At 71.0% G+C, this 11,226-nt stretch carries 13 protein-coding genes; 6 read left to right on the forward strand and 7 right to left on the reverse strand.

What is annotated here, in order from left to right; genetic code table 11:
- Positions 1–105: 105 nt before the first annotated feature.
- A complete protein-coding gene (locus O2L01_RS05470; protein ID WP_270120873.1) occupies positions 106–567 on the reverse strand; it encodes a hypothetical protein in 462 nt (153 codons plus the stop codon).
- Between the two features lie 120 nt (positions 568–687).
- Positions 688–1,224, reverse strand: a complete 537-nt coding sequence (locus tag O2L01_RS05475) for a PadR family transcriptional regulator (protein WP_270120875.1) — start codon at positions 1,222–1,224, stop codon at positions 688–690.
- A gap of 154 nt (positions 1,225–1,378) precedes the next feature.
- On the opposite strand from O2L01_RS05475, the gene O2L01_RS05480 reads away from it, so the two are divergent.
- Complete coding sequence (locus tag O2L01_RS05480) at positions 1,379–2,248, forward strand: SDR family NAD(P)-dependent oxidoreductase (protein ID WP_270120876.1); 870 nt, start codon at positions 1,379–1,381, stop codon at positions 2,246–2,248.
- A 122-nt stretch (positions 2,249–2,370) separates the two neighbouring features.
- A complete protein-coding gene (locus O2L01_RS05485; protein WP_270120877.1) occupies positions 2,371–2,967 on the forward strand; it encodes a dihydrofolate reductase family protein in 597 nt (198 codons plus the stop codon).
- Positions 2,968–3,021: 54 nt separating this feature from the next.
- On the opposite strand, the gene O2L01_RS05490 is transcribed toward O2L01_RS05485, so the two are convergent.
- Entirely contained in the window at positions 3,022–3,588 is a 567-nt protein-coding gene (locus tag O2L01_RS05490) for a PepSY domain-containing protein (protein WP_270120878.1), read from the reverse strand.
- 205 nt (positions 3,589–3,793) lie between these two features.
- On the opposite strand from O2L01_RS05490, the gene O2L01_RS05495 reads away from it, so the two are divergent.
- From O2L01_RS05495 to O2L01_RS05510, 4 genes are all read left to right on the forward strand, one after another.
- Positions 3,794–4,477: a response regulator transcription factor gene (locus O2L01_RS05495; RefSeq protein ID WP_270120880.1), complete on the forward strand. Its 684-nt coding sequence runs from the start codon at positions 3,794–3,796 to the stop codon at positions 4,475–4,477.
- A 40-nt stretch (positions 4,478–4,517) separates the two neighbouring features.
- Positions 4,518–6,032 (forward strand): sensor histidine kinase, encoded by a 1,515-nt coding sequence (locus tag O2L01_RS05500; RefSeq protein ID WP_344469393.1) that lies wholly within the window; start codon positions 4,518–4,520, stop codon positions 6,030–6,032.
- A gap of 112 nt (positions 6,033–6,144) precedes the next feature.
- The gene (locus O2L01_RS05505) at positions 6,145–7,074 is read left to right on the forward strand and encodes a 2-hydroxyacid dehydrogenase (protein ID WP_270120882.1); all 930 of its coding nucleotides are present in this window, start codon (positions 6,145–6,147) and stop codon (positions 7,072–7,074) included.
- Between the two features lie 50 nt (positions 7,075–7,124).
- Positions 7,125–7,838, forward strand: coding sequence for a polyamine aminopropyltransferase (locus O2L01_RS05510; RefSeq protein WP_270120883.1), 714 nt, complete (start codon positions 7,125–7,127; stop codon positions 7,836–7,838).
- A gap of 1 nt (position 7,839) precedes the next feature.
- Here O2L01_RS05510 and O2L01_RS05515 read toward each other — a convergent pair whose 3' ends face one another.
- The 4 genes from O2L01_RS05515 to O2L01_RS05530 all read right to left on the reverse strand — a co-directional run bounded on the left by O2L01_RS05515 (position 7,840) and on the right by O2L01_RS05530 (position 11,112).
- Positions 7,840–8,196 (reverse strand): tRNA-binding protein, encoded by a 357-nt coding sequence (locus tag O2L01_RS05515; RefSeq protein WP_270120884.1) that lies wholly within the window; start codon positions 8,194–8,196, stop codon positions 7,840–7,842.
- A 15-nt stretch (positions 8,197–8,211) separates the two neighbouring features.
- Positions 8,212–9,234: an allantoicase gene (gene alc, locus O2L01_RS05520; protein WP_270120885.1), complete on the reverse strand. Its 1,023-nt coding sequence runs from the start codon at positions 9,232–9,234 to the stop codon at positions 8,212–8,214.
- Positions 9,231–10,616 carry an allantoinase AllB gene (gene allB, locus O2L01_RS05525; protein ID WP_270120886.1) on the reverse strand — a complete coding sequence of 462 codons (1,386 nt, stop codon included), beginning with the start codon at positions 10,614–10,616 and terminating at the stop codon, positions 9,231–9,233. The genes alc and allB overlap by 4 nt, the downstream gene beginning before the upstream one ends.
- Positions 10,617–10,719: 103 nt before the next feature.
- A complete protein-coding gene (locus O2L01_RS05530) occupies positions 10,720–11,112 on the reverse strand; it encodes an allophanate hydrolase-related protein (protein ID WP_270120887.1) in 393 nt (130 codons plus the stop codon).
- Positions 11,113–11,226: the final 114 nt, after the last annotated feature.

Consider the following 11,226-nt stretch of genomic DNA (forward strand, 5'->3'; position numbering starts at 1 on the left):
GATCATCGGCACCGTGCTGCGGCTGCCGGCTTAGACGACGCGCACGGGCCGGGGAGCGCGATGCGCTCCCCGGCCCTTCGCGTTGCGGGCGTTCGGTTCGGGGCCTTACGAGGTGTACTCCCAGTCTTGGACGCAGGACCAGGCGCTGTAGCCCCAGGCGCCGTTCCAGAAGACCTCCATCCAGTAGTCGCTGGTGAGGCCGCAGGCGCTGTACTCGCCGCCGGAGCCGCGCTCGCAGGAGACCTGGACCCAGGTGCCGGCCGGGATGACCTCGAGGATCGTGGAGCCGACCTCGGCGAGGCGGCGGTGGTTGACGCCTTCGGAGAAGCGGGCCCTGCAGGTCCGCTGCTCCGAGGCGCTGGCAGGAACGACGGTGGTGGCGGGAACGGTGTCGGTCGTGCTCTCGATCCGCGATTTCACGGGCGTCGGCACGTCGACGGGCACGCGTGGAGCCGCGGCTGCCGAGGACGCGGCGGAGAACGACAGCGCGAGCGCGGCCGCAATGACGCCGATGGCAGTGAAGAACCTCTTCATTACCAGGATCACCCCTTTGGTGAACTTGATCATGCTTACGCCTTATGGCGTGATCTCAACCTAATTACGAAGAAGCGCGCGTTACTGCACAAAACGGGTAATGTCGGGAAACCGACAGAGCGGCCGGCACGTCGGCGATGCGGGGACGCGGGCTCAGTCCTGCGGTTCGGCGGGCGGCACGGTCTGCGCCCATTCGGCCCAGTCGGCAAGGGCCTCATACAGTTTGACGCCCGCCTCGATCGTCACGCGCATCGATTTGACCTGCGGGGAGTCGCCGTAGACGCCGCCGTCCTTGTCGGCGGCGAACTGCTCGAACCCGGCGGCGGCCTGCCGGTAGTAGGCGGCCTCGGCGGCGAGGTGGGCGCGCAGGTCCTCAGGGTCCATGAGCCAGTAGAAGAGCGAGCGCAGCAGCGGCTCGAGCCTTGCCGTGCGGTCGACGGGCTCCTCGGTCAGCCAGCGCTTCGCTTCGGCGCGGCCGGCGTCGGTGATGCGGTAGACCTTCCGCCCGCGCGGGCCCTCGCTGTCGATCTCGATGAGGCCGGCGTCGGCGAGCTTGTTGAGCTCGCCGTAGATCTGCGGATGCTTGGCGGGCCAGATGAGGCCGAGCTGCTTCTCGAAGCGCTGCGTCAGGTCGTAGCCGCTGGCGGGCTCTCCGGCGAGGAGCCCGAGCAGGGCGTACCGCAGCGACATCGCTTCTCCTTCGGGCTGGTCGGGGCCTCGTGGTCCGGGCCGTGCGGCGAGTCTAGCCGCCGGGCCGCGGTGCGGGGGTTGACGAGTGAGGACCTGATATGTATCGTTCGACGTGTCTCTTCATACATGTCAAGTCTTACTGCTTGGAGTCCTCATGGGCAACACCCCAGCCGTCCTGTTGACCGGCGCGAACGGCGGCATCGGCACCCCTGCGGCGCTGGACCTGGCCGCGCGCGGCTTCACCGTCTACGCCGGGATGCGCCGCCTCGGGCACGGACCGTTCGACGGCGTCGCGCGCATCCGGGAGATCCGGCTCGACGTCACCGACCCCGACTCGGTCGCCGAGGCGATCGCGCGCATCGAGCGCGAACGCGGCGGGCAGGGCCTGCAGGCGGTCGTCAACAACGCGGGCGTGATCGTGCAGGGCCCGCTCGAACTCGTCCCCGACGACGAGCTGCAACGCCAGTTCGCGGTGAACGTCTTCGGTCCCGTGCGCGTGGTCAAGGCCGCGCTGCCGCTGCTGCGGGCCGGCGCGGGCCGGATCGTGAACGTGGGCGCGCCGACCGCGTACCTGCCGATGCCGTTCAACGGCCCGATCTCCTCGAGCAAGGCCGCGCTGCATTCGCTGACGGCGGCGCTGCGCGGCGAGCTCGCCGCGTGGGACCTCCCGGTGACCGTGGTCGTGCCGGGACTGGTCGACACCGCGATCTTCACGAAGGCGGCGGACGCCCAGCGGACCGTTCCCGTTCCGGCGGAACGGGAAGCGCTCTACCGGCAGCACCTGGCGGCGCTGGAGCGGTCGGCCGCGAAGCAGCGGCCAGAAGCGACCACGGGCACGGTGCGGGCGATCGCTGCGGCGGTCACCGACCGGCGCGTGAAGCCCGAGTACTTCAGCGGCGCGAACGCGCGGGTCCTGTCGAAGATGCTGGCGCGGCTGCCGCGCCCGGTGCGGGAGTCGGCGGTCGCGAGCGCCTTGGGCGTCAAGGGCATCCAGGCGCCGCGGGAGACCGCCCGCGCGGCCTGAGCCGGTACGGCGTCACGGGCCGGCGCTCAAACGAGGTGCCGGACGCCACGGGCGTCGAGGGCCGCGGTGTTCGAAACCTCGATGTTCGAATGGGCGTCGGTGGATCGTGATTGGCTCGGAGGATGGCGAAAACCGTGTACAACACAGCGACCAGCATCGACGGCTACCTCGCGGACCCCGAGAACTCGCTCGAATGGCTCTTCACGGTGCCGGGCGGCCACCCCGAGCAGTCGGAGGAGCAGGGCGGCGACGCGGCGACCCCGCTCGACGAGTTCGACGAGTTCCTCGTCGGGGTCGGAGCGATCTGCATGGGGTCGACGACCTACGAGTGGATCCTCGAACACGAAGTGCCGCTGGAACACCCGGAGAAGTGGCCCTATCAGGTGCCCTCGTGGGTCTTCACGACCCGGGACCTGCCCGCGCTGCCGGGCAAGGACATCCGGTTCGTCGCTGCCCCCGACCCAGGCGATGTCGCCAGGGTCCACGCCGAGATGGTGGCGGCCGCGGGCGACAAGGACCGGTGGATCGTGGGCGGCGGCGATCTGGTCGGCCAATTCTTCGACGCCGGGCTCCTCGACGAGATCCGCGCTTCAATCGCGCCGGTCTTCCTCGGGGACGGCGCACCGATCCTGCCGCGCCGCATCCTCTCCCACCACCTCGAACTGACCGAGGCGAAAAGCGTCGGCCAGTTCGCCTGCCTCACTTACCGAGTGAAGTAGCGGAACAGCACGGGCGACGCCCGCCCGGCCCTTTCGGGCCGGGCGGGTCTCCTCTTAGTCGTTGTCGTCGGCGTCATCCTGGTCGTCGGTCTCGTTGTCGTCGGCGTCGTCATCGCCGTCGTCACCGATGCCGTCGTCGTCCCCGTCGTCGTCGTTCGCGTCGTCGTCGGCGAGCACCTCGGTGACCGTGCCGTCGAAGGCGTCGACCACGACGTCCCATTCGGCGCCGTCGGCGTCCGTCACCTCGACGATCCAGACCGGGGCCTCGGCGGTGCCTTCGAGGTCGACGTCCCAGACGTCGCCCGGGACCTCCGCGAGGGCGGCCTCCACGGCCGCGTCCTCGCCGATCGCCTCGGCCGGGAGCGCGAAGTCGTCGCCATCGGTGCCGTTCCGGTCGTCCGCGTCGTAGCGGTCGTCCGCGTCGTCGGCCTGCTCGGCGGCGCGGTCGTTCCGGTCGTCGATGTCGTCCGCGGCGAAGGCCGCGGCGGTGCCGCCGCCCAGGAGCAGGACACCGGCGGCGCCGGCGATGACGAGGGTGCGCTGGCGGCCGCGGAAGCGGCGCGGGGTCGCCTCGGGCTGGTCGGGGGTCGAAGCCTGCTGGGTGTCGGTCGGAGCGTTCATGTCGTGTCCTCTCGCTGGTGTGCGGATCTGATGTCGGCAACGATGCGCGTCCGAACCTGAAGCCAAGCTGAAGTCACCTGAAGCCGACTTCAGGAAAGGGCTTGCAGGAGAGCGGGAGTGACAGTTTCGCCTGGCAGGGGCCGGATTCTCGTGTCCGCGAGCGACTTCAGCTTGGCTTCAGGTTCGCTGTGTCAAGCTTCGGGACATGCGATTGCTGATGGTGGAAGACGAGCAGCGGCTGGCCAAGATGGTCGCCGCCGGGCTGACGGCCGAGGGGTACGCCGTCGATCTCGCCCATGACGGCCGGACCGGCCTGTCGAAGGCCCGCATCGGCGACTACGACGCGATCATCCTCGACATCATGCTGCCGTCCATGAACGGCTACCAGGTGTGCGCGGCCCTCCGGCAGGAGGGCATCGCCACGCCGATCCTCATGCTCACCGCCAAAGACGGCGAATACGACGAGGCCGAGGGGCTCGACACCGGCGCGGACGACTTCCTCACCAAGCCGTTCTCCTTCGTGGTCCTGCAGGCGCGCCTGCGCGCGATGATGCGCCGCGGCCGGTCCGCGGCCGCCTCGCCCACGGTGTGGCGCTTCGGCGACCTCACCGTCGACCCGGCCACCCGCACCTGCCGCCGCGGCGGCGCACCGGTCGAGCTCACTTCCAAGGAGTTCTCCGTCCTGGAGTACCTGGCGAGCCGCGCCGGCGAGGTCGTGTCCAAATCGGAGATCCTGCACCACGTGTGGGATTTCGCCTATGACGGCGACGTGAACATCGTCGAGGTCTACATCTCCAACCTCCGCCGCAAGATCGACACCCCTTACGGCCGCGCCTCGATCGCGACCGTGCGCGGGGCGGGCTACCGATTGGCGGCGAACGGTGGCTAGGCAGCCGACCAGGGCGCAGCGCGCCGAGATCCGCAGGGCCATGCGCAGAGCCGAGGGCAAGAAGCCCTTCTGGCGGCCCGACTCGGTGCGGGCGCGCGCCACGGTCGGCGCGACGCTGGTCGTCGCCGTCGCACTGGTCGCCGCCGGGTTCCTGGTCACCACCATGCTTCGAGAAAACCTGTACGGCCGCGCCGAACTCACCGCGGAGGTCAACGCCCGCTCCTTTGCCGGGCAACTCGCGTCCGGCACGGCGCCCACGGCGATCGAGCTGCCCGATGACGGCGAGCTCGTGCAGATCGTGGACGCGAACGGAACCGTGGCCGCCGCCAGCGAAGACCTCGAAGGCGCCCCCGTTATCGGCGGTTTCGCCCCCGAACCCGACCCCGTCGAGACGGCCACCGAGACCCGGCCCGAGACCGAGACCGACGATGACGACGACCAAGACGACGACGCCGATGACGACGACGACACGCCCTCGAGCGACGCGACCACGACGGCGGGCGGCGGCGCGGTCGGCTCGACGATCGCCTACGAGACGGTGAGCGTGCCCGCCGAGGACGACGCGTCCTACCGCTTCGCGGCCCTCACCGCCACCGCCCCGGACGGGCGGACCTACGCCGTCTACTCCGGTGCTTCCCTTGAGACGCAGGAAGAAGCGGTCGACAGCGTCGGCACGGCGATGGCATGGACGCTCGCGCCACTGCTGCTCATCGTCGCCGTCGTGACCTGGCTGGTGGTGCGGCGCGCACTCCGGCCGGTCAAGGCGATCCAGACGAAGCTCATCGAGATCACCGGCGGCGACCTGAGCCAGCGCGTGCCGGTGCCCGCGAGCCGCGACGAGATCCACAGCCTGGCCCGGACGACGAACATGACGCTCACGGCACTCGACATGGCCGTCTCGCAGCAGCGCCGGTTCGTCGCGGACGCCTCCCACGAGCTGCGCAGCCCGCTCGCGATCCTGCGCACGCAATTGGAGATCGCCCGCGAGCACCCCGAGCTGCTCGACTTGGACGCCACGCTCGGCGATGTGACTCGCCTGCAGGACCTCGCCACGGACCTGCTGCTGCTCGCGCGCCTCGACGCCGGGGAGCGGCCGCCGCACGTGGAGGTGCCGTTCACCGAGCTGGTGCGCGAGGAGGTCGCGCGGCGGGCCGCCACCGACAGGGTGCCGGTGCGGCTCGACGTCGAGGAGGACCTGATGGTGTGGGGCGTGCGCGGGCACCTGGCCCGGGCCGTCGGGAACCTGCTCGCCAATGCGCAGCGGCACGCCGAAGAGGGCGTGACGGTGCGGCTGGCGGCCGAGGACGACGAGCTGCTGCACCTCGATGTCATCGACGACGGCAACGGCGTCCCGAAGGATCAGCGGCGCCAGATCTTCGACCGGTTCGTGCGGCTCGACGAGTCCCGCAGCCGCGACGAGGGCGGCGCCGGCCTGGGCCTGGCGATCGTGAAGGACGTGGCGCAGGAGCACGGCGGCACGATCTGGGTGCACGACGCGCCCGAGGGCGGCGCCCTGTTCCGGCTCACGCTGCGCCGCAACGGAAGGGGGTGGTGATCAGGAACCGGTTCACCGGGGATCCGGCGCTCGGGGCGGGCGCAGTTGTGACGGGTTCTCGCCTGCCGGTCGGTGCTGCCGCATCGCAGTCGGCGGTCCTTACGATGGCCGGATGAAAGCTTGGATCCCCCACGAGGCCGGCCTCGACCAGCTCGGCCCCCTGCCCGACGGTGTCACCGTCGAGGTCTACGACGGCGGCGACTACCCGTCCGACCCGGGCGGTGTCGAGTTCCTGGTGCCGCCGGCCGCGCCCAAGGCGACCCTGCCCGGGATGTCCTATTCGACGCCTCCCATGTTGCAGGACATGCCGAACCTGAAGGTCGTGCAACTGCTCAGCGCCGGAGTCGAGCACTGGGTGCCGCTCGTTCCCGACGGCGTGATGCTGTGCAACAACCGCGGCGCGCACACCGAGGTCACCGCCGAATGGGTGATGGCCGCGGCCCTCGCCTCGGTGCGGCGGCTGGACGTGTTCGCCCGCAACCAGTCCGAGGGCAAGTGGGAGCTCGCCTGGGGCACGACGCTGTCCGGGAAGTCCGCCGTGATCGTCGGCGCCGGTTCCATCGGTGAAGCGGTCGCTCGCCGGTTCGAGGCCTCCGGGATGCAGGTCCAGATGGTGGCCCGCAGCGCCCGGCCCGGGGTCGGGACCCTCGCGGACCTCCCCGAGCTGCTGCCGCAGGCGGACGTCGTGGTGATCATGGTGCCGTTGACCCCCGAGACCGAAGGCCTGGTCGACGCCGCGTTCCTGGCGCGGATGCGGGACGGCGCGCTGCTGGTGAACGCCGCGCGCGGCAAGATCGTGGACACCGCCGCGCTGACCGCCGAGGTCGCCTCGGGGCGGCTGCGGTGCGCGCTCGACGTCACCGAGCCCGAACCGCTCCCGGCCGACCACGAGCTGTGGGGCCTGGAAGGCGCGATCGTCACGCCGCACGTGGGCGGCGCGGTCCTCGGGTTCATCGAGCGGGTCTACCCGCGCGTGGGCGACCAGATCCGTCGCTTCGCGGCGGGCGAGGAGCTCCACAACGTTGTCGAGAACGGCTATTAGCCGGTACGGGTCGCCGCACGCTGGACCTTTGATGGTTCGATGGTGCGGTGATGACGCGATTCGAGGAACTGGGCTGGCGTGACTCGCCGATGGGCGAGATCAGTCTGCGGCGGCGGTTCGACCCGGAGGTCCAGGCCGAGGTCTACGAGGTCAAGCTCGACGAGGACTTCCTCATGTCGAGCCTGTTCACCGTGGCGGAGCGCGAGCTCTCGCACCTCGGCCTGGCCCGTGTGACCGGCGACGACCTCGAGGTGGTCGTCGGCGGTCTCGGCCTGGGCTACACCGCGCTGGCCGCGCTCGAGGACCCGCGCGTGCGGGACCTGATGGTCATCGAGTACTCGGACGCCGTCATCGACTGGCACGAGCGGGACCTCCTGCCCGACACCGTCGGCCTCGCCGCCGACGAGCGGGTCCGCTTGGCGTGCGCGGACTTCTTCGCCGCCGCGATGAGCGACGAGGGCTTCGATCCCGAGCGGCCGGGCCGCGCCTTCGACGCGGTCCTGCTCGACATCGACCACTCCCCCAGCCGCGTCCTGCACTCCCCGCACGCCGAGTTCTACACGCCGGCGGGCCTGCGGGCCATGGCCGCGCACCTCAAGCCCGAAGGGGTCTTCGCGATCTGGTCGGACGACCCGCCCGAGCCCGAGTTCATGACCGTCCTCATGGAGGTCTTCAAGGGCGTCAACGCGAAACGGGTCTGGTTCGACAACCCCTACACCGGCGGGCGCTCCTCGAACACCGTGTACACGGCCGTCAAGGTCTGAGTCAGGAGACCCGCGCGCCGAGCGGGACGTCCGCGTCGGGGGCCAGCAGCACGACCTCGTCGGTCCCCTCGACGGGGACGCCGAGCACCAGCACCTCGGACTTGAAACCGGCGATGCGCCGCGGCGGGAAGTTCACGACCGCGACCACCATGCGCCCCACCAGCGCTTCGGCGGTGTAGCGGGCGGTGATCTGCGCGCTCGACTGCTTGACGCCGTGCTCGCCGAAGTCGATCCAGAGCTTGTACGCGGGCACGCGCGCCTTCGCGTTCACCTCGGTCTTGACGACGCGTCCGGCGCGGATCTCGGTGCGGAAGAACTCCTCCGCGGTGGTCTCGGCGGTTTCGGTGGGTTCGGTCATGGCCGCAGGATAGCGCTAGGCCTCGTCGAAGCGCCGCCGCATTTCGGCCAGCGCGGCGTCGGTGAGGCGTCCGTAGAGGCGCAGGCGCGCCATGCCGCCGTCGGGGAAGATGTTGAGCCGCACGGAGGTCGCGGGCCTGTCGTTGCCGAGGACGAACCGGTGCGGGGTGTCCGGTCGGAGCTCGGTGCGGGGCAGGAGTTCGAAGGCGGCGCTGCCGTCGTGCGCTTCGAGCGCGGCCCAGCCGGGGGCGTTGTGCTTGAGGTGGGTGGTGTCGAGTTCGGCGACGCGGACGACGCCGCGTCCGGCGAGGCGGACGTCGAGCCATTCGTGGCCGGGTTCGCGGCGGCGGGCGGTCTCCCAGCCGTCGGCCTGGCTGGCGGGGAGGCCGGGCATGATGGCGCCGATCGGGTTGGAGTAGAAGGCGTTCGAGGCGCCGGTGACCATGGCGCCGTTGACGAGGGCGGCGAGGTCGAGGGGCAGGTCCGCGAAGGCGGCGGGGTCGGGGACGGGGCTGCCGTGGACGCGAAGGCGGGCGATGCCGCCGTCGGGGTGCATGTTGAGGCGCACGTGGGTCCAGCGGCGGGTGTCGGGGACGGCGTACTCGTTGACGCTGTCGCCCTTGGCGTCTGACACCGGCACGAGGGGGTGCCATGTCGTGTCGAGGAGGTCGGTGAGGCCGGGGTGGCCGTCGAGCCGGCAGGCGTCGACGGAGATCTGCGGCGGGTAGTTGCCGGTGAAGTAGGCGGTGTCGACGACGATGCCGCTGACGGTGCCGGGGACGCCGAGTCGGATGATCGCCCAGTCCTGGCCGCCGCTGTTGCCAGTGGCGCTGTCGCGGCGGCGGCGGGTCTCCCAGCCGTCGTAGATCTGTCCTTTGTGGCCGAAGGTGTGGGCCTGGTGGACGACGGGGTAGGGCCGGATGAGGCTTTCCTTCTCGGCGAAGGACTCGTCGTTGGCTGCGAGGACGGCACCGCCGAGGGTGCGGGCGGCGAGGTCGGGGAGCGCGCGCCAGTCGTCCGGGGCTTGGAGGTCGGTCATCGGGGGCTCCTTCGCAGTTGGCGGCCGCGCGGGGCGGCGTCGGTGTCGATGCGCGCGCCGCGCAGCCAGGTGGCGGCGACCGCGCCGGTGAGCGTCTCGCCGTCGTAGGGGGTGACGGGGTGGCGGTGGTGGAGGTCGGCGGCGCGGACGGTCCATGCGCGTTCGGGGTCGAACGCGACGAGGTCGGCGTCGGCTCCGGTCGCGATGCGTCCCTTGCGGTGCAGGCCGACGAGGTCGGCGGGGCCGGTGCTCATCCAGCGGACGAGGTCGGTGAGGGCGAGGCCGCGCGCGCGGGCCTCGGTCCACATCACGGGGAGCCCGAGCTGAAGCGAGGCGATGCCGCCCCAGGCGGTGGCGAAGTCGCCGGTCTTCATGTGAGGCGGGCTGGGCGAGTGGTCGGAGACGACGATGTCGATCCGGCCGTCGAGGAGTCCGGCCCAGAGGGCGTCGCGGTTGGCCTCGCCGCGGATCGGCGGGCAGCACTTGAAGGCGGTGGCGCCGTCGGGGACGCGTTCGGCGGCGAGGTGGAGGTAGTGCGGGCAGGTCTCGACGGTGATCGCGACGCCGTCGAGCCAGGCATCGTGGATGAGGTCGAGCGCTTCGGCGGCGGCGAGGTGGAGGATGTGGACGCGGGCGCCGGTGGCGCGGGCGGCGGCGATGACCTCGCGGACGGCGCTGGTCTCGGCGGCCTCGGGTCGGGTGGCGAGGAACCGGCCGAAGTCGCTTCTTGGCGATGCTTGCGAGCCATGACTGTGCACTGCGGCGTCGGCGTCGTGGAGGTGGGCGGGGTCTTCGGCGTGGACGATGAGGAGGCTGTCGAGGGCGGCGACGGTGGCGCAGGCGCGGTGGAGGCCGGCGGCGTCGAGCGGCGGGAACTCGTCGACTCCTGAAGGGGCCGTGAAGCATTTGAAGCCGAAGACGCCCGCGTCGTGGAGGCTCTTCAGATCGGCGTCGTTGCCGGGGATGGCGCCGCCCCAGAAGCCGGTGTCGACCCAGAGCTTGCCTTCGGCGGCGGCGCGCTTCGCGGCCAGCGCGGCGGTGTCCACGGTGGGCGGGAGGCTGTTGAGGGGCATGTCGACGATGGTGGTGACGCCGCCCGCGGCGGCGGCGCGGGTGGCGGTGGCGAAGCCCTCCCATTCGGTGCGGCCGGGTTCGTTGACGTGGACGTGGGTGTCGACGAGGCCGGGGAGGAGGGCGAGGTCCTGGAGGTCTTCGGTGCGGTGGGCGGGAATGGGTTCGTCGTAGTCGCCGATGACGGCGATGCGCTCGCCGGCGATGGCGACGGCAGCGGGGCGTTCGCCGTCGGGGAGCACGGTGCGGCGGGAGCGGAGCACCAGGTCGTAGATGACCGGGGAGGAAATGTCGTAGGGGTCGGTCATCATGGTGACTCCAGGTGTTCGATCGATGACGACGTTGCTCTTGGAAGGACGGTGCTCATGGAAGGACGGTGCTCTTGAAAGACAGTGCAGGGGTGGTGCGGATGGCTTATGGGGCCTCGGCCTTCGAGGCGCGGTAGGCGCGCCAGGAGCCGTGAGCGGTGATGTCGATGAGCTCGGGCAGGTCGGCGCAGTCGTCGCGCAGGCGCATGCCGAGGGCTTCGGAGCCGTCGGCCATGCCGACGACGCCGAGTTCGAGGTCGGCCGGTTCGGCCGGCAGGAGGGAGGTGCGCAGGACCGTGAGGTCGATGTCGTAGAGCTCGCCTTCGATGGCCGCCCCTTGGCCATCGGGCGCGGACTGGAGGGCCGGGTGGTCGTCGCCGACGGAGTGCAGCCGGTAGATCGGCAGCGTCGTGGCGGGTCCGACGAAGGGCGCTCCGCCGATGAGGTGGTGGAGGTTGCCGCCTTTCATGCCGCCTCCGTTGAGGAACATGTGGACCATCGGTGGCTCCTTCGGTGCTCGGTCTCGGCTGGGTCTTCGGGTCTTCGGGTTCGACCCCGGCGCGGTTCGGTCGCATCGGTTTCGGTGCGGTTCGGCCGTGGCGCGGTTCCGGCT

Origin of the sequence: Glycomyces lechevalierae, assembly GCF_027622945.1 — a bacterium.
Lineage (GTDB): Bacteria > Actinomycetota > Actinomycetes > Mycobacteriales > Micromonosporaceae > Glycomyces > Glycomyces rutgersensis.